General features: G+C 35.1%; 20 protein-coding genes. 7 read left to right on the top strand and 13 right to left on the bottom strand.

What is annotated here, in order from left to right; genetic code table 11:
* Entirely contained in the window at nt 1-432 is a 432-nt protein-coding gene (locus tag QWY91_RS03830; RefSeq protein ID WP_290231860.1) for an energy transducer TonB, read from the bottom strand.
* 139 nt (nt 433-571) lie between these two features.
* Between QWY91_RS03830 and QWY91_RS03825 the strand changes: the two genes are divergently transcribed.
* Complete coding sequence (locus QWY91_RS03825; protein WP_290231859.1) at nt 572-784, top strand: peptidase associated/transthyretin-like domain-containing protein; 213 nt, start codon at nt 572-574, stop codon at nt 782-784.
* A 107-nt stretch (nt 785-891) separates the two neighbouring features.
* The gene (locus QWY91_RS03820) at nt 892-2,964 is read left to right on the top strand and encodes an outer membrane beta-barrel family protein (RefSeq protein ID WP_290237057.1); all 2,073 of its coding nucleotides are present in this window, start codon (nt 892-894) and stop codon (nt 2,962-2,964) included.
* Nucleotides 2,965-3,060: 96 nt separating this feature from the next.
* Here the strand turns inward: QWY91_RS03820 and QWY91_RS03815 are convergent, their stop codons facing one another.
* Nucleotides 3,061-5,982 carry an FAD-binding and (Fe-S)-binding domain-containing protein gene (locus QWY91_RS03815; protein ID WP_290231857.1) on the bottom strand — a complete coding sequence of 974 codons (2,922 nt, stop codon included), beginning with the start codon at nt 5,980-5,982 and terminating at the stop codon, nt 3,061-3,063.
* Between the two features lie 135 nt (nt 5,983-6,117).
* Here QWY91_RS03815 and QWY91_RS03810 point away from each other — a divergent pair, with 135 nt between their 5' ends.
* On the top strand, nt 6,118-6,609 hold the full coding sequence (locus QWY91_RS03810; RefSeq protein ID WP_290231855.1) for a hypothetical protein: 492 nt from the start codon (nt 6,118-6,120) through the stop codon (nt 6,607-6,609).
* A 33-nt stretch (nt 6,610-6,642) separates the two neighbouring features.
* Here the strand turns inward: QWY91_RS03810 and bshA are convergent, their stop codons facing one another.
* The 7 genes from bshA to QWY91_RS03775 all read right to left on the bottom strand — a co-directional run bounded on the left by bshA (nt 6,643) and on the right by QWY91_RS03775 (nt 15,681).
* Nucleotides 6,643-7,791 (bottom strand): N-acetyl-alpha-D-glucosaminyl L-malate synthase BshA, encoded by a 1,149-nt coding sequence (gene bshA / locus QWY91_RS03805; protein ID WP_290231854.1) that lies wholly within the window; start codon nt 7,789-7,791, stop codon nt 6,643-6,645.
* Between the two features lie 59 nt (nt 7,792-7,850).
* Nucleotides 7,851-10,787, bottom strand: a complete 2,937-nt coding sequence (locus QWY91_RS03800; RefSeq protein WP_290231852.1) for a serine hydrolase domain-containing protein — start codon at nt 10,785-10,787, stop codon at nt 7,851-7,853.
* Nucleotides 10,787-11,272 (bottom strand): ABC transporter ATPase, encoded by a 486-nt coding sequence (locus QWY91_RS03795; RefSeq protein ID WP_290231850.1) that lies wholly within the window; start codon nt 11,270-11,272, stop codon nt 10,787-10,789. The genes QWY91_RS03800 and QWY91_RS03795 overlap by 1 nt, the downstream gene beginning before the upstream one ends.
* A gap of 116 nt (nt 11,273-11,388) precedes the next feature.
* Nucleotides 11,389-12,180 (bottom strand): (Fe-S)-binding protein, encoded by a 792-nt coding sequence (locus tag QWY91_RS03790; protein ID WP_290231848.1) that lies wholly within the window; start codon nt 12,178-12,180, stop codon nt 11,389-11,391.
* Nucleotides 12,181-12,204: 24 nt separating this feature from the next.
* Nucleotides 12,205-13,539, bottom strand: a complete 1,335-nt coding sequence (locus QWY91_RS03785; protein ID WP_290231846.1) for a 4Fe-4S dicluster domain-containing protein — start codon at nt 13,537-13,539, stop codon at nt 12,205-12,207.
* Nucleotides 13,540-13,546: 7 nt separating this feature from the next.
* The gene (locus QWY91_RS03780) at nt 13,547-14,497 is read right to left on the bottom strand and encodes an MlaD family protein (protein WP_290231845.1); all 951 of its coding nucleotides are present in this window, start codon (nt 14,495-14,497) and stop codon (nt 13,547-13,549) included.
* 53 nt (nt 14,498-14,550) lie between these two features.
* The gene (locus QWY91_RS03775) at nt 14,551-15,681 is read right to left on the bottom strand and encodes an N-acetylmuramoyl-L-alanine amidase family protein (RefSeq protein WP_290231843.1); all 1,131 of its coding nucleotides are present in this window, start codon (nt 15,679-15,681) and stop codon (nt 14,551-14,553) included.
* A 136-nt stretch (nt 15,682-15,817) separates the two neighbouring features.
* On the opposite strand from QWY91_RS03775, the gene QWY91_RS03770 reads away from it, so the two are divergent.
* Complete coding sequence (locus QWY91_RS03770; RefSeq protein ID WP_290231841.1) at nt 15,818-18,550, top strand: putative LPS assembly protein LptD; 2,733 nt, start codon at nt 15,818-15,820, stop codon at nt 18,548-18,550.
* Nucleotides 18,551-18,575: 25 nt separating this feature from the next.
* Nucleotides 18,576-18,962 (top strand): Rid family detoxifying hydrolase, encoded by a 387-nt coding sequence (locus tag QWY91_RS03765; protein WP_290231839.1) that lies wholly within the window; start codon nt 18,576-18,578, stop codon nt 18,960-18,962.
* Between the two features lie 47 nt (nt 18,963-19,009).
* On the opposite strand, the gene mgrA is transcribed toward QWY91_RS03765, so the two are convergent.
* Entirely contained in the window at nt 19,010-20,008 is a 999-nt protein-coding gene (gene mgrA / locus QWY91_RS03760) for an L-glyceraldehyde 3-phosphate reductase (protein WP_290231837.1), read from the bottom strand.
* A 172-nt stretch (nt 20,009-20,180) separates the two neighbouring features.
* Between mgrA and QWY91_RS03755 the strand changes: the two genes are divergently transcribed.
* Both QWY91_RS03755 and QWY91_RS03750 read left to right on the top strand, forming a co-directional pair.
* On the top strand, nt 20,181-21,065 hold the full coding sequence (locus tag QWY91_RS03755) for a phosphatase PAP2 family protein (protein ID WP_290231835.1): 885 nt from the start codon (nt 20,181-20,183) through the stop codon (nt 21,063-21,065).
* Nucleotides 21,066-21,090: 25 nt separating this feature from the next.
* Nucleotides 21,091-21,618, top strand: coding sequence for a 5' nucleotidase, NT5C type (locus tag QWY91_RS03750; protein ID WP_290231833.1), 528 nt, complete (start codon nt 21,091-21,093; stop codon nt 21,616-21,618).
* A gap of 14 nt (nt 21,619-21,632) precedes the next feature.
* Here QWY91_RS03750 and QWY91_RS03745 read toward each other — a convergent pair whose 3' ends face one another.
* Genes QWY91_RS03745 through pfkA form a run of 3 tightly spaced genes read right to left on the bottom strand, consistent with a single transcriptional unit; the run spans nt 21,633 to nt 23,645 of the window.
* Nucleotides 21,633-22,280, bottom strand: a complete 648-nt coding sequence (locus QWY91_RS03745; protein ID WP_290231831.1) for an acyloxyacyl hydrolase — start codon at nt 22,278-22,280, stop codon at nt 21,633-21,635.
* A 13-nt stretch (nt 22,281-22,293) separates the two neighbouring features.
* On the bottom strand, nt 22,294-22,659 hold the full coding sequence (locus QWY91_RS03740; protein ID WP_290231829.1) for a methylglyoxal synthase: 366 nt from the start codon (nt 22,657-22,659) through the stop codon (nt 22,294-22,296).
* Complete coding sequence (pfkA, locus tag QWY91_RS03735) at nt 22,659-23,645, bottom strand: 6-phosphofructokinase (RefSeq protein WP_290231827.1); 987 nt, start codon at nt 23,643-23,645, stop codon at nt 22,659-22,661. The genes QWY91_RS03740 and pfkA overlap by 1 nt, the downstream gene beginning before the upstream one ends.
* Between the last annotated feature and the right edge of the window lie 76 nt (nt 23,646-23,721).

The following is a 23,721-nucleotide window of genomic DNA, read 5'->3' as shown; positions in this document are numbered from 1 at the left end:
TTATATGCGGAATTTTACAGGAAGTGCATAGATAATATTCACAGGTTCACCATCTTTAATAGCAGGCTCACTTCGCCTCAATTTCTTAACTGCTCTTTTTATATGTTTTGCAATTTTTTCATTCTCAAAATCAACGGTTATTTTGTCTATTTTTCCTTTGGTATTTACTCTAAACTTTGCAATTGCTGTATATAATCCTGGCTCTAAATTTTGTCGTTTTATAAAATTGATATCCACCCGATTCATTACAGTTTTTTGCACGCTTTTGCCATAACAAATCCGTAAAGCTCTGTTATCTAAATCTGAATCACAGTCTTTTGCCACCGGTACTTTGTCTACAACATCCAAATTAAGGCCAGGGCTATTATCCTGAGCATTGATAGAAAAAGAAAGAAAAATTAAAATTAAAAATGTAAATACCTTTTTATGCATTGCAATTAAAATTAAAATGAAATGCCAAAATAAAGAATCGTAAGAAGAATGAAGTAGAACAATAAAAATTTTATTTTTTATACCTAAGCGTATATTTATTGTAATTTGCTAAAAATATCAGTTTCTCCAAATTACTTAAATGAAATTATTCATCACTATTTTCATGAGTTTGCTATGTTGTTCAGCAATTTCTCAAACTAAAATTTCAGGTAAAATTATCGAAAATGACTCCACTCCAATTGCTTTTGCTGAAGTTATTTTAAAGCCACTAAATTCAGAAAAACTAATCGGTACCATTACCGAGGATGACGGAAGTTTTCAGTTGAATGCTACTCCGGTAATTACACTTTAGAAATTTCATATGTAGGTCAACAACTGTTTAGTAAAGCAATTGAAGTCAAAAACGAACCTATAGATTTAGGAACAATTAGTGTCGAAAATGCTCAAAAATTGGATGAGGTGCTAATCACTTCAAAGAAGAAACTGATTGAGCGAAAAATTGATCGGCTTATTTTTAACGTTGAAAATTCATCAAAATCTTCGCAAGGCGATGTAGTTGAGGTTTTAAAAATAGTTCCCGGTATTCGTGTAGAAAACGATGCGATAAACATGATTGGCAAAGGAAATATGAGAGTGATGCTAAATGAACAAATACTACAACTATCTGGCGTTGATCTTATTAATTTTCTGCAAAGTATCGATTCTGAAACTATTAAAAGCATCGAAGTGATTAGCAATCCACCGGCAAGATACGAGGCTGAAGGAAATAGCGGACTAATAAATATTATCTTGAAAAAGCCCAAAAGCGATTCTTGGAATGCGCAGCTTAAAGGAACGTATATTCAGCGAACCAAAGCGAATTATAGAAGTTCAGCAAATTTCAATATCAATAAAAACAAATTCACCTTTTCGGGTCGGCTTGGTTTTATAAATCATCAAATAGCACTTCAGGAAAGCCTTAAATCTACGTATCCCGAAGAAACTTCAGCAACATTAACTCCTATTGATATTGATTTGGAAGGCTCGGTAGCTTCCGCAGAAATTAGTTATGAAATTGACGAAAATTGGCAATTAGGTGCACAATATTATTTTAATGGAACTACCGTAGATATCCAAACGTCACCTAGAACTACTATCACTCAAAATAATTCAGTAAATAGCTTTATAAGAATTGAAGGATCAGAACCACAACATCCAAGAGTTCATAAATTCAACCTAAATAGTAATTTCAACCTCGATTCCGTAGGAAAAAAATTGATTTTGAATTTGGATTATCTGTATAATACCAACGAAGATAAAAAGTATTATCAAGGGATCGAATCGCCTAGCCTGGATGAAAATGCAGAGAATAGCTATTTTAGATCTTTTAATAAAACTAATAATAATTATGACATTTATTCGGCTAAAGTTGATGTTGAAAGTCCATTACAATGGATCGATTTAGATTTTGGGGCAAAGTATGCTTATTCCGACATTTCTAGTGATATTGAAAGTTTCAATACTGGGTACACGTCGAATCCTACAGATGATATTCCTGATGTTCCTGCCATTCCTTTTAACTACGAAGAAAACATCGCTGCGGCTTACATTTCAGCAAATAGAAATTTTGGCGAGCGTTGGTCTGCACAGTTTGGTTTGCGCCTAGAAAATACTGCTATAAGCGCACTTTCTCCAAATTTGGACATAAATCGTGAGGATAATTACACCAACCTCTTCTCTACTTTTTACATTAACTACAATCTTGACAAGGAAACAAATTTCTCGCTTAATTACAGTCGCAGGATAGAACGCCCAAACTTTAGAGATCTTAATCCTAATACTTATTATAGAAATCCTTTAATATTTTATTCAGGAAACGCATATTTAGATCCCTCATTTATTCATAATATTGAATTTAGTGTTTTACATCATGATTTTGTAACCCGACTTTATTTTACTCGGGAAAACAACGCATTTGGTGAAGTTCCTATAGCCAATACATCGACTAATAGTACAGGATTTAGTTATAAAAATTATATTGACAGGACGCTTTTAGGAATCTCTGAAAGTTTTACATGGAGTCCAATACATTGGTGGACTAACGTAAATAATTTGGATCTAAATTATGCAAATTCGACTTTTAATTTGGAGCAGCCACAAGCAGATCGCAGCGGTTTTAATAGCAGAATTAGTACTAATAATGATTTTAATATAAATTCTGAAAAAACGATTATCGGCGGAATCAATTACTGGTATCAATTTGCAGGTGTCGATGGTATTTTTGAAACCAAAGCGCAGAGTTCTTTAGGACTTTCCCTGCAGTTTTTACTCTTAGATAAAGATTTGAATATTAGCCTGCGTGGGGAAGATTTATTTAGAAATAGTATTGAGCGAAAAACGGCTAAAATAAACGGCGTTACTCAGCACATTAGAAATTTTTATGATACCCGTCAATTTTGGCTGAGTATAAGCTATAAATTCGGAAATGATAATTTGAAAGTACGTTCTCAAAAATCAGGAAATACTGATACCGAAAGACGCGCAGGAGGTTGATCTCAATTAAATGTAGATGAAATAAAAAAATGAAGTATTTGGCCAAATTTTACTGCTGACCAAATACTTCAATCAATGCTCTAGATTCTGGCTATTTTAGGCTTTTAAAGCATTCAGCAGAATACTTACCGGATGTTGTGCATTTCGCTTTGTTCCGTCGTAGATCTGATGCCTACAACTTGTTCCGTTTGCTGAAATTATCGTTTCTTCAGAAGCTTTTCTAACCGCAGGGAACAAAGTCTGCTCTCCTACCGCCATACTTACTTCATAATGTTCCTTTTCGTAACCAAAACTACCCGCCATGCCGCAGCAACCTGATGGAATGATCGTTACCTTATAATTTTCAGGGAAATTCAAAACATCAAAAGTTACAGCCGTATTCGATAATGCTTTTTGATGGCAGTGACCGTGAACTTTTATGTTTTTTTCTTCGGAAGTAAAGTGCTCTTTTTTGATGTTTCCCAGAGCGATTTCTTTCTTCAGAAATTCTTCAATAATAAAGCAATTTTTAGATAATGCTGTTGCTTTTTCTTGATCATCAGCTAATCGCAAATATTCATCTCTAAATGTCAAAATGGCTGAAGGTTCCAAACCTAAAAGCGGTTGATCTTCTGAAACCAGATTACTGAAAATCGAAACATTTTTATTCGCCATTTCTTTCGCTTCTTCTAAAAATCCTTTAGAAATATGCGCTCTTCCACTCTCTTCATGATCGGTAAAAATGACTTTATAATTCAGTTTACTTAATAATTCCAACGCATCAAAACCAATTTCAGCATCTAAAAAATTCGTAAACTCATCATTAAAAAAGTAAACCGATTTTATTGGATTTTGAGGTTTTAACCGATCTTTATTCTTTTCAAAATAAGATTTTAAAGTCATTTTGGCCAATTTAGGCAATGTTCTTTGTGGCGCAACACCCATCACTTTCTTAGCAATTCCTGAAGTAACGCTATTGGAAAACATAAAATTGGCCACTCCCGAAACTTTAGAAGCCATTTTATTCATTTTCCCATTGTTTGCAAAAGCTTTGCTTCGATTAGAGAAGCCGTTTTCCTTTTGATATTGATATTGAAATTCTGCTTTTAAAGCAGCAACATCAACACTACTTGGGCATTCACTTTTACAACCTTTACAACTTATACAAAGATCAAAAGCCTCTTTAATTTCTTTATGGCTAAACTTATTTTCTTTATCTGAGTTTGTTAAAAATTCTCGTAACGTATTTGCTCGCGCTCTGGTGGTATCTTTTTCGTCTTTAGTAGCGCGATAACTAGGACACATGGTGCCGCCACTTTCCGCAGATTTTCTACAATCGCCACTACCGTTGCACTGTTCAGCTAAACGCAAAATCCCCTTACTTTCATCGAAATTCATCAGTGTTTTGATTTGCGGCTCTTTCCTATCAGGTTGATATCTTAAGGACGTATCCATTGCCGGAGCGTCGATAATTTTCCCGGGATTAAAGATGTTTTCAGGATCAAAAGCAGCTTTTACTTGTTTTAATAGTGCGTAATTTTTAGATCCTACCATCATTTCTACAAACTCGGCACGCACACGACCATCGCCATGTTCACCGCTCATAGAACCATTGTATTTTTTCACCAATTTCGCAACATCGGTCGTAATTTTTCTAAAAAGCTTTACATCCTCTGTTTTCTTTAAATCTAAAATTGGCCGTAAATGAAGTTCTCCAGCGCCAGCATGAGCATAATACACCGCATTTTGCTCATAAGATTTCATAATCTGGCTAAACTCTTTGATGTAATCTGCCAACACCGGTAAGGCAACGGCAGTATCTTCAATACAAGCCACCGCCTTTTTATCGCCAACGATATTTGCCAATAAACCAAGCCCCGCTTTTCTTAATTCTGAAGCCATATTAATTTGCTCTCCATAAAGAATGGGATTGGCGTAACTAATTCCGTTTTCCTCCAGTGTATTCAACAAAGCTTTTGTTTTCTCCTGAAGTTCATCGGCGGTATTTGCTCTAACTTCGAGCATTAAAATCGCTTCAGGATCGTCCTGAATAAAAAATCGATTTTCTCGGTATTTAATATTCTGTTTGGTGCAATCTAATATGGTTTTATCCATCATCTCGCAAGTGAAAAGCGAATGCTCCATAGTTGAAGCTACATCCTGCAAACAACCTTCGATACTGCGGTAATGCGAAGCGATCATAGCTGCTTCAGGTGGCTGTAAATCGTCTAGCTGTAAGGTAAGCTCTGTTGTAAAAGCTAATGTTCCCTCACTACCGGCAAGAAGATGACATATATTCAGGGGTTCGTTGGAATCTTCAGAAAAAGCATCAGAATAAATTAATTCATCTATCGCATAACCTGTATTTCGGCGATGTAATTCTTTCGGCGGAAATTCCTTTATGATCTCTGCTTTGTTTTCTTCCGAAGAAAGTATTTCAGAAATATTTCTATAAATATCACCTTCTAAATTATCAAATTTCAGTTTTTCCTGAAATTCTTCTTTTGGAATAGCCTTAAATTCGGCTTCGCTGCCATCACTAAGAATCGTCTTTAAAGCGACAGTTTTTTCTCGAGTTGTTCCGTATTTAATGGAAGTCGTTCCACTACTATTGTTTCCTACCATTCCTCCTACCATACATCGGTTAGAAGTTGAAGTATTAGGACCAAAGAAAAGACCATATTCCTTCAGCATTCTATTAAGATCGTCCCTTATTACTCCCGGTTGAAGCGTCACCGTTTTATTTTCTGTATCGAGACTTAGAATTTTCGTGAAGTTCTTAGAAACATCTACCACAATCCCTGTTCCTACACATTGCCCTGCAAGTGAGGTTCCGGCTGTTCTGGGAATTAACGATGTCTTATTTTCTTTAGCAAAAAGAATAAGCTCTTTTATATCTTTTTCGTTTTTAGGATAACATACCGCTAATGGTAGTTCTCTATAAACAGAGGCATCGGTAGCATAAATTGATCGCCAAAGTTTATCAAAAAATAACTGACCATCTAAACGCGTTGCTAATTGCTGAAGTTTCTTTTCCATACAGTTTTTAAAATTAAGCAAATTAGCTAAACTGCTTAACAGATTTTTAGAGATTATTAACAATAGATTGGCTAATTGAAATAATGTTACTTTCAGTCAAAAAGTATTTTTGCCCAAAATCTATAAATTAAAACAATGAAGAAGTTTTTAGTTATTGCATTGATTGCCTTAGGATCGGGCTTATTTACGAACGTAAGTGCACAGGAAATTGCTGAGAATGCTATTGGTCTTAGACTTGGCGGAAGCAATGGTTTTGGTCCAGAAGTTTCTTACCAAAGAGCGGTAGGAAGTGATAACAACCGCTTAGAATTTGATCTTGGTTGGAGAAGCCATTCAGATTACAATATTGTAAAAGCAGTTGGTCTTTATCAATGGGTTTGGAATATCGAAAACGGATTTAACTGGTACGCCGGTGCTGGTGCTGGTTTTGCTAATGTTAATGACGATCGAAGAGATTTTAATGATGGTGCTTATCTTTTCTTGGCTGGGAATATAGGAGTTGAATATAATTTTGACATTCCACTTGTATTATCGTTAGACCTAAGACCAGAAATTGGATTTAGTGATTACAAAGCAATAGACGATTTATCTCCAGATTTGGCAATTGGTGTTCGTTACCAATTCTAAATTATTGAATAATTTATATAAAAAAAGTGGAAATTAATTTTCCACTTTTTTTGTGCTTTTTTCTAAAAGTTCAGAATACATTGTTTCGTACATGGGCACAATTTGATTAATATCAAAAGTAGCTGCAACTTTTCTTGCGTTTCGCTTGAAGGTTTTTAGCGTCTCGTTATCACTTAGTATAGAAATTGCTTTTTTGGCCATTCCTTTTACATCACCTACATCACATAAATAACCTGAAACTCCTTGTTGGTTAACTTCTGGCAATCCTCCAGTATTACTAGAAACTACAGGCACACTATTTATCATAGCTTCTAGAGCCGCTAGTCCAAAACTTTCTCTTTTTGACGTCAGTAAAAATAAGTCTGAAAAACAAAGAATCTTGTCAATTTCGTGGCTTTGCCCTAAAAACATCACTTTATCCTGAATGCCAAGCTCTTCTGCCAAAGCTTCGGCTTTTTCTTTTTCGGGTCCTTCACCTACCATCATTAAACGGCATTTTAAACTCTTCTGAACTTCGTAAAAAACCTTGATCGTATCCTGAATTCGTTTTACTTTCCTGAAGTTACTAATATGCGTAATAATCTTTTCGTCACCCTCTGCCATCAATTCTCGCTGACAATTGGTAAACGTTTTTTCCTGATATTTAGACGCATCAATAAAATTAGGAATTACTTTTATTTCTTTCTTGATTTCGAAAAGTTCAAGAGTATCCTTCCGTAGACTTTCAGAAACTGAAGTCACCATATCACTGGCATTTATACTAAATGTCACGGCAGGTTTGTAAAAAGGATGATTGCCTACAAGCGTAATATCTGTACCATGTAGTGTAGTTACCATCGGAATATGAATTCCCTGATCTTCCAGCATTTTTTTAGCCATATAACCAGCATAAGCATGTGGAATAGCATAATGAACATGCAACAACTCTATACCGTGCAATTTCACCATGTTTACCAGTTTACTACTTAAAGCCAACTCGTAAGGTTGATAGTGAAACAAAGGATAATCTGGTACGTGAACTTCGTGAAACTTTACATTGCTGGATAATTGATCTAATCGTACCGGCTGCTTATAGGTTATAAAATGAACTTCGTGACCTCTTTTTGATAGCGCCAGGCCAAGTTCTGTTGCCACTACTCCACTACCACCAAAAGTGGGATAACACACTATTGCTATTTTCATTAATCCTTTTTTAAAACCGGCAAAAACCGATTCAATTTAATCATTTCTAACACATCAAATCAGTAATCTATAGCATCGTAGATTACTTCCTGTATTTTCGTTCTAATATTTTCGCGTATCAATTTTCTATTGGTAGAATCTGGATACACGCGATTAGATAGAAAAATATATACAATCTCTTCTTCTGGATCTGCCCAGGCTAAAGTTCCTGTAAAGCCGCTATGTCCAAAGCTACTGCGTGAAACGCAAGAGCAAACCGGACCTCCGCCACTAATTTGAGGTTTGTCGAAACCAACCCCACGCCTTACATTTTTATTGCAATAATAACAGGTATTAAACTTATCTATGGTTTTAGATTTTAGATAGGTTTGATCGCCATAGCTACCACCTTGCATATACGTCTGCATTATTTTAGCGACATCGTTGGCATTGCTAAACAAACCTGCATGACCGCCAATGCCACCCTGCATGGCAGCTCCCTGATCGTGAACATAACCATGTACCAACTGTCCTCTCCATAATTTATCATTCTCGGTTGGAACAATCTCATCTAAGGGAAATCTTGTAATTGGTAAATATCCCGTATAATTTGCACCTAGAGTTTTGTAAAGCTTATTTTGAGTGATACTGTTTAAGTTGGAACCATAAAATCCTTCCAGATAATATTTTAAAATGTAAAATGGAAGATCACTGTATTTATACTCCTTTTTTCGATTTAATCCACTTTTCGCGATAATATCAATAATCGTATCCTGCATATCTTTTCTAATATACATATCATTTGCTACCTTCGTATTAAAGCGTTCATTTGGTGCTTCGTTATAGTATAAGGTTGAAGGATGCTTGGTTACCGCGTCTATCGTAGGAACATAGAAAGGAATCCAGGCTTTTAGTTTTGCATAATGCATTAGCATATCCTGCAACCTTATGTTTTCTTTATTTGTTCCCTGAAAAACCGGCATCATTTCACCCAATTTGGTATCAAAACTGATAATACCATCTTCTACCTGCTTCATTACTAAAGGTAAGGTTGAGAGTATTTTGGTTAAAGATGCTAAATCGTAAACTGAAGTATCGGTAACAGGATTTATATGCTCATATTGATGAAAACCAAAATTCTTACTATAAATCACTTTTCCTTTTCTTGCTACTAAAACCTGTGCACCCGGCGTCATTTTCTGGGCAATAGAATAATTTACAATCGAATCTATTTTCTTCAATTTAAAGCTATTCATCCCAACACTTTCTGGGGAACCATAAGAAAGTCGGTTTATAGACTTGGTATCATAGCCAGTTCCTTCAGGAAATTCTATACCTATACTCACAGGCAATTTACCTTTAGCTTCAATTGCGCCAAAAATAACCTGTGCTGCTTTTTTCTGAGCGATTTCACTATTTTGATAGGCTTCTAATATGCTCTGAATATTTGTAGTGCTTTTTATGTCTAAAATTGAATAAGGACTTGCAAACACAGTTAAAAGCGTATTATTTTCTCTCGCTATTTCATGCAGCCAAACTAACTCCTGATTGCTAAAGCTGTAAGATTTCCAAGGATTATCATTGCTTTTATGAAAACCTATAATCACATAGTTGTAATCCTTTAGTTTATCTAGAAGTTGTGGTAATTTTTCTGCGGAAATATGATCAACTTTCGCGTATTTTTTCAATTGCTGAAGAAATACAGTGCCATCGTCATCACCTAATTCTACGTACGCGATTTTCTGTTCATCTAAATTCTTAATAGGCACCATTCCTTTGTTATTCCGAATCAAAGTCATGGCATTTTCCATTAAGTTTTCGTAAAGAACCTGATCTCTAACACCGTTTAATTCTTCGTAAAGAAAAGCTTCTTCAACAGGTTTGTAATCATTTAATCCTGCTTTATACTTTGCTTTTAAAATCTTTTTAACCGAGTGTGCCAGTCTATCTTCAGTAATTAAACCTGAAAAATATGCAGATTTCAGTTTCTCTACAGATTTTGGAACGTCTTCAGAAATTAATAAAATATCGTTTCCTGCTCTAAAAGCGGCTAGATCTATTTCTCCAGGTTCGTCGTAATTGGAAGCACCACGCATATTTAAAGCATCTGTAAAAATTAGACCTTTAAATTGTAGATTTTCGCGAAGCATTTCAGTAACAACCTTTTTAGATAAGGATGTAGGTCTTCCTTCCTGAGTTCCTAAAGCAGGAACATCCAAATGCGCTACCATTACACTGCTTAAGCTGTCTTTTATTAAGCTGCGATATGGATAAAGCTCTACTCCTTCTATACGCTCTTTCGGAAAACTAATAGATGGTAAGGTTTTATGAGAATCCTGATCGGTATCTCCATGACCAGGGAAATGCTTCGCACTCGATAAAATTCCTTCTTTATGCATTCCATGCATAAAGGCTAAAGCCTTTTGCGTAACATTAAATTTATTCTCGCCAAAAGAACGATTACCTATAATTGGATTCTGAGGATTTGTATTTATATCTACAACTGGTGCAAAATTGATATGAATTCCTAGTCGCTTTGTATGTCTTGAAATTGCAGCACCAGCTTCTTCGATCAATTTATTATTCTGAATAGCTCCCAAAGTCATATTCCACGGAAGCGCAAAAGTAGAGTCCAATCGCATGGCTAGTCCCCATTCTGCATCCATACCGACCAAAAGTGGAGTTTTACTAAGCTTCTGAAATTCGTTAGTCAGTTTTGCTTCTCTTACTGGTCCACCTTTAGAAAAAATAACTCCGCCTATCTGCTGCTCTCTAATAAGCGATCGTACTCTTTCGAAATCTCTCTCAGATCCGCTCGAAAAAATATCGACCATAAAAAGCTGCCCTAGTTTTTGTTCTAAGGAATAATTGGAATATATACTATCTACCCATTTCTCTTGTGCCAGACTGTCCTTCGTTATTAAAGGATCGGGAGTGTTTATAAGCTGCGCTTTTAAAATAGAATTGAAAAAACAGAAGGATAGAAAAAATAATGTAACCCTAGCATTAATTCTCATTAATTCATAAATCTCTTATGCCAACTCTCCGATGCTGGGACTTCCCAATCTGAAAGATATTCAGCTTTGTTATTTACTAGGTTATTGAAGACGATAGTTTTAGGCGAAACCGACTTATTTTTGGCTAATTTTCTAAAGTCTGCCAATGGTTTATAGGCCACAAATTCTCCTTGTTTGAAGGATACATTCATCTTATCTAACAAGTCTACATTGTATTCTTTTTCAATACTTTGAATAAACTGAACTGAAGCATCTATTGAACATCCTGAAGCTGCATTCATTTCCTGATCCAGGCCAATTGTTATAAACCTTTTATATTTAATATCGTAACCTGCCTGAAGACTGGATCCATGTACAGTCCACTGCGTTAAAAATTGATCTAATTTTTGTTTAATTTGATCTAGTTCTTCTTCAGTAAAAGATCGATTAGATTGATAGATCCAAACTCTTGCATTATCAGGTAAGGATTCGAAAGGTACTAACATATTGTGGTGGTAATTTATCGGTTTATGAACTCAATTTACAGATATATAGTCGCAAAAAAGCTACCATATTTCAAATAAATTAAGCTTTAATAAGAGAATTTTAGTTAGGTATTGATTTAAAGATCTTTAGCATTTGCTATCATCTCTGCCACATCCATTACAGCAACATTATCTTCCTGATCTTTACTTTTAACTCCATCAGTCATCATAGTATTACAGAAAGGACAACCAGCAGCAATAACTTCAGGTTTAGTTTCCATCGCCTGCTCGGTTCTGGCAACATTTACGTCTTTGTTACCAGGCTCTGGTTCTTTAAACATTTGCGCGCCTCCTGCCCCACAACAAAGTCCGTTGCTTTTGCATTTACGCATTTCGATAAGTTCAACTTCAAGCTTTCTTAAAAGATCTCTAGGTGCTTCGTATTCACCATTGGCTCTACCTAAATAGCATGGATCATGGAAAGTAATTCTTTTTCCTTTAAATTTTCCTCCTTCAACCTTCAGCCGACCTTCATTCAGTAACGTCTTCAAAAATTGTGTGTGGTGCATTACCTCATAATTTCCGCCTAATGAAGGATATTCGTTTTTAATGGTATTAAAACAGTGTGGACAAGCAGTAACCACCTTTTCTATCTCGTAGCCGTTTAAGACTTCAATATTCATGGAAGCCTGCATCTGAAATAAAAACTCATTTCCAGCACGTTTAGCAGGATCTCCAGTACAAGTTTCCTCGGTTCCTAAAACTGCAAAATCTACTCCTGCTTCATTTAAAAGCTTTACAAAAGCTTTTGTTATTTTTTTGGCACGATCATCAAAACTTCCTGCACATCCTACCCAAAACAAAACTTCAGGCTTTTTACCTTCAGCCATGTATTCTGCCATAGTTGGTACTTTTATCGCTTCTGCCATATTCCTTCTATTCTATCTGTTCAATTAATTTTCTTCAGCCCACTTTAGACGATCCATTTGATTATAAGGCCATGGAGCTCCATTATTCTCAATATTTGTTAGCGAAGCTGATAGCTCGTTAGGAGCAGCACTTTGTTCCATTACCAAATATCTACGCATATCTAAAATTATCGATAAAGGATCGATCCCAACCGGGCAAGCCTCTACACAAGCATTACAAGTGGTACACGCCCATAATTCTTCTCTTAAAATATAATCGTCTAATAATTGCTTACCGTCATCTTCAAATTTGCCATTTTTATTGATATTCTCTCCAACTTCTTCAAGACGATCTCGAGTATCCATCATGATCTTCCGAGGAGATAATTTTTTTCCAGTCTGATTGGCAGGACATTCCGCAGTACATCGACCACACTCTGTACAGGTATAAGAATTTAATAGTTGGACTTGATTAAGATCCATCACATCTGAAGCTCCAAACTTTTCAGGTTCCCCTTCATCTTCAGCCGGTGCAGCAAAAGGATCGGCATTTGGATCCATCATAAGTGCTACTTCTTTCTTTACGGCTTCGAGGTTATCCATTTCTCCTTTAGGTTTTAGTTTAGAGAAATAAACATTTGGGAATGCTAAAAGAATATGAAGATGTTTTGAATAATATAGATAATTAAGGAAAAATAATATTCCCAAAATATGTAGCCACCAAGCGGCTCTTTCGATAATTACTAAAGTTGTATTGGAAAGTCCTTCAAAAAGAGGGGCTATAAACTGGCTAATAGGAAATCCACCAGTTATTCCTCCTTCGTGGGCATAATGCGTAGCACCATTTAACTGAAGTTGATAATCTGCAGCGTTCATTACCAGAAATAGCGTCATTAAAACCATTTCAAAATAAAGAATATAATTGGCATCGTTTTTTGGCCAACCTTTTAATTCTCTACTTAAAAATCGATAAATATTCAAGATATTTCTTCTAATCCAGAAAACCACTACGCCGACAAATACCAAAAGTGCTAAAACTTCAAATATCCCAATTAAAACGTTGTAGAGACCTCCCATAAAAGAAAGTATACGGTGTGTACCGAAAATACCATCGATTATGATTTCTAAAACTTCAATATTTATAATTATAAATCCTAAATATACAATGATATGAAGCGCTCCTGAGACTGGTTTTTTTACCATCTTAGATTGTCCAAAAGCTATTCTCATAGTTTTGGACCATCTTTCTGAAGGATTATCGATACGATCAATTTCGTTCCCAAGTTTTATATTTCTAAGCAGTCGCCTAATATTTCTTACAAAAAATGAAATACCGGCTACTAGTGCTATAAGAAATACTATTTGAGAAACAATTTGCATACCTATTTTATTTTAGAGAATCCTTAGGCTCATCGTAAGGACCAGGATTTTTACCGAAAACTGAGAAATGAACGTATCGTTTAGGATTCAGTTTAATATCCTGAAGTAATTCTTCTAATTGGTGGGTTGCACGATCAAGATTGTTATAAACCTTATCGTCATTTAGCAACTTCCCTGCAGTTCCTTGACCGTTATTAAGATTATCGGCTATATTACGAAAATCGGCAACTACAGTTTCCAGATCATCTGTGATCTGACCTAAATTAATAGCTTTCAATGAATCTGATACTGTTTTAAAGTTACCAGACATCTTATTTAGATTGTCGAAAGTTTTATTAAGATTTTCAGCATTCCCCTGCACAATGCCTTCTAAAGAACCACTAGTATTCTTCAAAGATCGCATCGTTGCGTTTAGATTTTTGAATGTGTTATTGATATTTTCGGTTGTACTATCATTTAAAACATCGTTTATAGAAGTAAGTAAAGAATCTGCACTAACAACGGTTCTCTCTAATTTCTGCTGAAGTGGCGTAAGACGTTCATTAACCAATTCCATTATTCCTTCCTCAACATTACTATCTAATGTGTCGCCTGTTTGAGCCATTTTACCTTTTTCGTATTCTGGCACGATAGCTAATGATTTTCCTCCAATAATACCGCCTCCGTACACTTTTGCGGTACTATTTTTAGAAAAAGTAAAATCTTTCTCTACAGTAAAAGTAACTACAAGTTGACCAACTTCATTAAAGAAATCTATATTTGTAACCTGTCCTACTTTAAGACCATTAATAGTTACTGCGGAAGATGGTGATAATCCTTCAACATCATCATAAATTGCGTAAAATGTACGACTGGAATCTAATAAGTTCTTACCCTTTAGAAAGCTGTACCCAAAAATAAGAAGTACAATTGCAACGATTGCAAGAATAGCGGTTTTAACCTCTTTAGAATATTTCAAAAGCTAGTTTTTTAGTATGCAAACAAATTTAGGCATAAATATAGAAAAGTATCTTAATTGACATTAGTTTTTAACGCGTCATTAACTGTAATCTTTTCGCCATTTTTAAAGGCTACGATATAACTATTTGGATAGCCCTTGTTTATCGCATTTTGATGCAGTTTTTGTATATCGAGGTAACTAGAGGTTTCTCCCAGATAATATTTGTACAATTTGCCTTCTTTTTTTCTAAAGACGTTTTCAATACCCTTAAAATTATAAGATTTTGTCTCTAATTTAGAAGAACCGGCAGCAAGTTGCACGCTAAAAATAATTCCTTCGTAATAGTCTGCTGGTTTACCGTCTATACTTACCCCAGATTCAGATTGGGGAACGGTTTTAGGAGTTTGAGCAATACTTTCTAAAGAGGACATATTAATTTGTGCACCATAATTTAGAATACCCTCTACTATAGCACCAGACATTTTACTTTGGCCTGCGTTACTATTTAGAAAAGCACCCTCACTATTATTGGTAAGAAAACCTACCTCTACCAAAACGCTCGGCATGTAGGTTTGGTGTAACACAATTAAAGCACCTTCTTTTACTCCACGGTTTTTACGCTTTAGATCTAAAGTAAATTTTTTCTGAATTAAATCGGCTAATAAAATACTTTGATTAAGATACTCTTCCTGCATTAATGTCATACCTATAAAGGATTCGGGAGAATTAGGGTCAAAACCATTATAGGTCACCTTATAATCCTCCTCCATATATATCACCGAGTTTTCACGCTTAGCTACCTCAAAATTAGTTTTATTTCTATTTAGCCCCAACACAAAAGTTTCAGTTCCTGAAGCCTGGGAATTGTGAGAGTTACAATGTACTGAAACAAAAAGGTCGGCTTCCGCATCGTTAGCAATCTGCCCTCGTTCCATTAAAGGAATAAAAACATCGGTATTACGGGTATAAACCACTTTGATGCCCCTACTTTCCAACTCTTTTCCTACCTTCAATACAATATTAAGGGCTATATCTTTTTCTTTATAGCCATTCCCCATATTTCCAGGATCCTTACCACCGTGACCGGCATCCAGAACCACGACAAAGGGATCTGTAGGCATAGGTTTCTCTGCAGCTAAACTTAACTGTCCTGAAACTAAAATAAATGCTAATAATAAAAGTCTAAGTATATTCGTTCTCATAAATAAGCAACGCTAATTCTTGGGTGAATATTTTAATTACTATTTTCGCGTGATCACAAAAGTTAGCTAAAAAAATATATGTATTTTTGGAAACTCAAAAAGTAAGCCATTCTTTACAAAAATAGTACTTAAAGCATTGCAAACAAATATACCCAATATACTTTTTTGCTGTATTTTCCTATTGTTCTCTGGTGCCCTTTTACAAGCTCAGGAAATAGAACAAAATCGAAGTATTAGGATAGAAGCCGAGAAAGATTCGCTTGTTCTGGTAAGTACCTTACCGTTAGCACAAATGATCAAATCCCAGGATAGTATTCTTGGCCTTTTTCAAACAGATACCCTTAAGCAAGAGCGAAAAAATCGGATGATTACCGATGTTGTAGATTACAAAGCCACCGATTATATGAGGCTTAGTAATCGTGAAAAGAAAATGTATCTCTACAACGAAGCTCAGGTGGTGTATCAGGATATGACCATCGATGCCGGTTACATTATAATAGACAACGAAAAAAATGAAGTCTATGCCTATGGAATAACGGACTCTACCGGCGCCTACACTCAAACACCAGTTTTTCAGCAGGGAGCAAAAACTGTAGAACCCGATTCTATTCGGTTTAACTTTGATACAGAAAGAGCTTTAGTGTATAATTCCAGAACACAAGAAGCTTCTTTTAATGTAAAAGGAGAGGTTACGAAGAGAGAGAATGACTCTGTTTATTTTATGAAGAATGTTCGGTTTACCACTTCAGAAAACGTAGACGATCCAGAATATTATTTTTATGCCAGAAAGATAAAATTTGTTCCAGACAGGAAAATTGTATCTGGTTTTGTAAATATGTATATCGCAGATATTCCAACACCTTTAGGATTACCTTTTGGGTATTTCCCACTTACTGAAGAACGAACTTCAGGATTTATTATTCCATCTTTTGGAGATAGCCAACAGGGTTATTTTCTACAAAATGGAGGATATTATTTTGCGCTGAGTGATTATGCAGATCTTTTGGCAGTCGGGGATTATTATACCAACGGAAGTTATGCCATGCGACTTGAATCCAGTTATACGAAAAGGTACAAATTTAGAGGTAATTTTAGTTTTAGATACGAGCGGCAATATAATAGTGAGCGAGGTTTTCCTGATTTTTCGGAAAGTTCGGTTTATAACATCCGTTGGTCCCATAGTCAGGATGCAAAAGCGAGTCCTTCTTCAAGATTTTCTGCTTCCGTCAATTTAGGTAGTAGTAATTATTATCAGCAATCTGTAAACCAAAGTAACACCGCAAACTTCTTAAATAATACACTTAGTTCTTCTGTTTCTTATAGTAAAACTTTTGAAGGAAATCCTGGAGTAAATTTCAGTTTAACAGCAACCCATAGCCAAAATACAAATACGGGAGAAATAAATATGACTTTGCCAACATTACAGGCAAGCGTAGATCGAATATATCCTTTTGCTCCTCAAGGCGGATCAAAAAAAGGAATTATTCAGAATATTAATTTACAATATAATTTAAGAGCTGAAAATCGATTTAATACTACAGATTCTTTATTCTTTCAACCAGAAATGTTTAGAGATGCCGTTTTGGGTGCACAGCATAGTATTCCATTAGCTACAAATTTTAAGATACTGAAATATTTTAGTGTAAGCGCAAGTACCAATTTTGAAGAAAACTGGGTTTTTAAAACCTACGAGCGGTCTTACGATGAAACTACAAATAGTGAGGTTATCGATACGATTAATGGATTCGATTCTTATCGAACTTATAATTTCAATACCAGTATAGGTACAACACTTTACGGTCGTAAGGATTTTAGTAAAGATAGTAAGATACAGGCCATAAGACACGTTATTCGCCCATCGATTAGCTACGGAATAAACCCTGCTTTCGATCAATATTACGACACTTACGAAAGAGAATCTCTTACAGATAGAGATGGATTAACAGATCTTGTTGAATATTCTCGATTTACAGGAACACTTTACGGAGCGCCCAATCGAAACTATTCAAGTTCTATTGGATTGAGCGTTAGTAACACGTTAGAAGCGAAAGTAAGAGATAAAGATAGCACTGCAACCGAGCCAAAAAAGATCAAATTATTGAATAATTTCAGCTTCAGTACTTCTTATAATTTAGCTGCAGATAAGTTAAAACTAGCACCAGTTTCGGTTCGAGGTGGTATTCCTATTATTCAGAATAAATTAGACATAAACTTTACCGGGAATTTAGATCCTTACGCCCTTAATAACAATAACCAGCGAATTGACAAGTTGAATATTGCCAATGGCGGTAGTTTATTCAGATTAACTAATGCTAACGTAAGTTTCGGATATTCGTTTTCCAGCAAAGATTTTTCAGATAAGGATAATGAAAATGAAGATGAAATTGATAACGAATCTTATAGAAATGGTGGTCGTAAAGATGATCTCTTCGGAAAAAATACCGATTTAGACGGCAATCTTTATGAAGATGAAGATCCTTTTGAAGGCGATGAGGAAGAAGAAAAAAACAAAGAATGGTATCGCTATAAAATTCCATGGGATATACGATTATCGTATACGATGACGTATAGCAATCAAAGAAGACAGAGCGAGATTTCTTCACATTCCTTAATGTTTTCTGGTGATGTTGAATTATCTCCAAAATGGGCTGTTGGAGCCTCTTCTGGATTCGATATTAGAGAAGGTGGTTTTACCTATACACAATTGCGTTTCCAGAGAGATTTAGAAAGTTGGAGAATGAGTTTTAGCTGGGTGCCATTTAGTGCAAGAAGATCATGGAATTTCTTTATCGGCATAAAATCTTCAGTTTTAAGTGATATTAAATACGACAAGCGTAGACAGCCTACAAGAACTATCGGAAGAAACTAAAACCTATAACCACTAAATACAGATTATGAAAAAACAAATAATAAAAACAGAAAAAGCACCTGCTCCTATCGGTCCTTACAATCAGGCTGTGAAAACCGGGAATATGATTTTTATTTCAGGACAAATTGCGATTAATCCGGTAACCGGAAATTTGGAAACTAGTGATTTAGAATCGGAAACTAAAATGGTGATGGCTAACCTTCAGGCTATTTTAGATGAAGCTGGCTGCACATTCGAAAATGTGATTAAAACCTCTATTTTTATAAGTGACATGAATAACTTCAGTAAAATAAATGAAATCTACGGAACTTATTTTGAAGCTAAAACTGCTCCCGCAAGAGAAACTGTAGAAGTTGCCAATTTGCCGAAGTTCGTAAATGTAGAAATAAGCGCTATTGCGGTAGTAGAATAAAATTAAGTATTAAAAACCTCGAATCTTAATTCGAGGTTTTTACCGTATTATCCATTCAGTATTTTCTCTATTTTTTCTAGTTCTTCCGCTTTAAATTCTAAATGATCTAAAGCTGCAATATTATCCTCCAGCTGCTTTATCTTGCTCACTCCTACTAGAACTGAACTCACGCGATTATCTTTAAGCAACCAGGCAACAGCCATTTGCGCTAAACTTTGATTCCGGTCTTTTGCTATTTCATTTAATTGCTGCACTGTATTCACAATTTCAGGAGTGATTCGATCTTTCTGCAAGTAGGTTCCTTCCTTATCAGCTCGAGAACCTTTCGGTATGCCTTTTAAATATTTATCTGTCAAAATCCCTTGCTGAAGCGGAGAAAAAACAATACTACCAAGACCAGCATTTTCTAGAGTATCTAACAGATTATCTTCTTCAACCCAACGATCCATCATGCTGTATTTGGGTTGATGTATTAAAAATGGAGTTCCTAGTTCTTTTAAGATTTTAGCAGCTTTGGCAGTTCTATCTGCGGGATAATTTGAAACACCAACGTATAATGCTTTTCCGCTTCTTACAATTTGATCTAAAGCGCCCATTGTTTCTTCTAATGGCGTTTCGGGGTCTGGCCGATGATGATAAAATACATCAACATAATCTAATCCCATTCTTTTTAGGGATTGATCCAAGCTTGCTATTAAATATTTTCTAGAACCAAAGTTTCCATACGGGCCTGGCCACATATCATAACCTGCTTTGGAAGAAATTATTAATTCATCACGATAGGATTTGAAATCTTCAGCAAAAATTTTTCCGAAGTTTTTCTCAGCACTACCGTAAGGCGGACCATAATTATTTGCCAAATCAAAATGAGTAATGCCATTATCAAAGGCAGTTCTCAAAATCGCTCTAGAATTATCCAAATCGTCCACATCGCCGAAATTGTGCCACAGGCCCAGTGAAATCATTGGCAATTGAATTCCGCTTTTACCGCAGCGGCGATATTTCATTTTAGTATATCTGTCTTCCTTTGGTTGATAATTATTCATTTTTAGCATGTTTAATGAGCAAGACTACAAGCTAAGAAAACAATTGAAATTCCATTAATTTTACCTGAAATAGTTACCGAAAAAAGACAAATATTGAGTTTCAGTTTAAAAATATCTTTAATAAGAGGTTTAATTTATGTAAATACTATTTATTTGTAAAAAATTTAAAAAAATGAAATTGAAAAGCTTTAATCTAAAGCTATATTTTCAGAGCTTACTTTTTGTTTTAACCGCATCATTAGTAGCTCAGGAAGGAACTCCTGAATTTAATACCACTTTTAATAATCCTGAAGAATCTACCTGGGAAACCTTAAAAGGTGACGCAGAACTTATGTTTGGCGGATTAAAATACACATATTCAAGACCTTTCCAATGGCAAAATAATGATATCGGTCTTTTTTTAGGAACGGCTATAGGAACCGCAGGGCTGAATCTTATGGATGAAGAAGCTCATCAATTTTTTAGAGATCAAGAAGAAGATGTTCCGGGTGTTATCAAAGAATTTGGATGGTATTTTGGAAGTCCGCAGAACAACTACGGAGTTACCGGATTAATCTATTTTACTGGATTGTTCACTAAAAGTCCTAAAATTAGAAGAACGGGAATTTTAATGATTTCAGCAGCCAGTAGTGCAGGACTTATTCAAACTATTTCTAAGAATATTGCGGGAAGAGCCCGTCCCGGTGATGGTAGAGGTCGATTATCTTTTAAACCATTTTCTAAAGAGGGTACTTACCATTCCTTTCCTTCAGGACATACCATATTATCATTTACGACATTTTACGCTTTAAGTAAGCAATTTGAGAGTCCCTGGGCTAAAGGTGGTTTATATTTAGCCGGTATGGTTTCCCCCGTATCTCGACTATGGCAAGGCGCTCACTGGCTAACAGATGTAGCTTTAAGTATGGCTTTGACTATTGCTGTAGTAGATTCGGTAGATAAATATCTTGATCAGCAAACATTAATGAGAGACAATCCTGAATTAAGAAAAGAGACTAAAGTGAGTTGGCATTTAACTATTGGTGCTGGTACCATAGGTGTTGTAGGAAAATTCTAGCGGTTTTAATTTAGAATAAATATTAATGAAAAAACAATCTATAGCCATAGACATGGACGGTGTTATGGCAGATGTGGAAGCACATTTTATAAACTGGTATAATAAGGAATATACTGAAAATCTATCTAAGGAAGATATCAGAGGTAAATCTGAATCTAAAGCTTTTCCTGTTGATGGCATTATAAAGAAATATGCAAATTCTGCACGTTTTTTTGAAACTGCACCGGTAATGGATGGTGCTGTAGAAGCCATAAGAAGATTACAGAAAAACTATGAAGTTTATGTTGTTTCTGCAGCTATGGAATTCCCAATTAGCCTTACTGAAAAAAGAAACTGGCTAAAAGCCAACTTTCCTTTTATTAGCTGGAAGAATATTATTTTCTGCGGAAACAAAAGTATCATCAATACAGATTTTATGATTGATGATCATCCAAAAAATCTAGACCCTTTTAAAGGAGAAACATTACTTTTTGAAGCTTTCCACAACCTGAAAGTTAAGAATCACTCTAGGGCCAAAAATTGGAAAGAAGTTTTAGATTTTTTTGAGATTTAAAGCAAATAGTATTTTTATAATAAATAAAATCCTATGCCAATATCTAATACTAGAGAATCATAACCATCATTCACCTGATTGATGTTAGCATTAGAAACATGGCGATAACCTATCCGTGAATCCAAAAAAAATCGGTTAATATCGTAACTAAAACCTATTGCCAAATTATCAGAAAAACCAATTCCTTTTTCCATACGTTCACTGGTCTTCTCAAAATAACCTGGACCAATACTAGCAAGAAAATAAAGACTACTGGAATGGCCGATTTTCTTTCTAGCAATCATCCCAAAATTCATTATATATTCATGAAATTTTTTAAGTGTTTTCATTTCCTCCACTCTATCAATTAAAGGATGATTAACACTCACAATATACCTATCACTAGTGAGTTGATGTTTAACGGTATTATATTCTGGCTGAAAAATAAATTCTAAATCATAAAGAATTCCTTCTTTAATTTTATAGTAAATCTCAATTTTTCTAAGCTGAAAATCATAGAAATAATCATCATCTGTAAAGATCGGATTGTCTACACTTCCAAACCCATAGTTAAAACCTAATTTATAAAATTCACCTTGATAATTAGATTTATTTTTCTGTCCAAAAGAATTATAAAACGAAAAAAGTATCGCAATAAATAATAGTGGTTTATTATACTTCAACTGAAAAATCTATTTAAATACCCTCTACTAACAGTTTTGCCGTAGCCGGATTTGTTGCTAAAGGAATATTATGAACATCGCAAAGTCTCATTAGCATAAAAATATCGGGTTCATGCGGATGTTTATCCATAGGATCTCTAAAGAAAACCACCATATCTACTTTACCCTCTACCAACCTACTCGCTATCTGTGCATCGCCACCAAGCGGACCAGACAATAATTTATGTACACTAAATCCAGCAACCTCGGCTTTGCTACCCGTTGTTCCGGTAGAAATTAATTGCACGTCTTTTGATTCCAAAACGGTTCGATATTCATTAAGAAACTGAACCATTTCAGCTTTTTTCCCATTGTGGGCAATAATTGCGATTGTCTTCATTAAGTAGAAAGGATTTCAGAAATTCTAAGTAAGTCTTTATTTATTGATGGTTTTTCGTGAATTACATCATCTAATGGACAGGAAATTATATTATCATCTTTTAGACCTACCATTAGATTTTTTTGATCATCTAATAACAGTTCTACAGCCTTTACAGACAATCTACTTGCTAATACTCGATCAAAACAAGTAGGAACTCCTCCTCGCTGGATATGTCCTAAAACTGTAACTTTGGCGTCGTAATACGGCAAATTCTCTTTTACATAATCTGCTAGTTGAAAAACACTCTTTCCTATTTTATCACCTTCAGAAACAATAACAATACTAGAAGATTTTCCTGACCTTCTACTTTTTTCCAAAGAATCTAATAAGCGGTCTAATCCTAAGTTTTCTTCAGGAATTAAAATTTCTTCAGCTCCTGCTCCAATTCCAGTATTTAGAGCAATAAAACCGGCATCTCTCCCCATTACTTCAATAAAAAATAAGCGATCATGAGAACTCGCTGTATCTCTAATTTTATCTATAGCGGTAACAACGGTATTCAATGCCGTATCGTAACCTATAGTGTGTGAAGTACCAAAAATATCATTATCAATAGTTCCCGGTACACCAATAACCGGAATATCGTATTCTTTACTAAAGATTTGGCCACCGGCAAAAGTTCCATCACCACCAATTAAGACCAATCCGTCAACTTTTTCTTTTTGAAGAACTTTATATGCTTTTGCTCTGCCTTCTTTTGTTCTAAATTCTTTAGAACGAGCACTTTTTAAAAAAGTACCTCCCAAATTTATAATATTACGTACACTACGAGCATCAAGTTCTTCAAACTCTCCGTTTATTAGTCCGTTGTATCCATTGAAAAAACCTACACAGCTAACATGATAATAAGAGCATGCTCTAACCACAGCGCGAATTGCAGCATTCATTCCAGGTGCATCACCTCCAGAAGTTATTACCCCGATTCGTTTAATTCTTTTACTCATAAAATAATTATAATTTGGATTGTAAAATTACAAAGTAAACACGAAAATAGTAAGCGAACTGGGATTTAATTGACTT

It is taken from the genome of Zunongwangia endophytica, assembly GCF_030409505.1.
In the GTDB taxonomy this organism is placed as follows: Bacteria; Bacteroidota; Bacteroidia; order Flavobacteriales; family Flavobacteriaceae; genus Zunongwangia; species Zunongwangia endophytica.
Note: the sequence above shows the minus strand (reverse complement) of the source record. Positions and strands in the feature narration are given on the sequence as shown.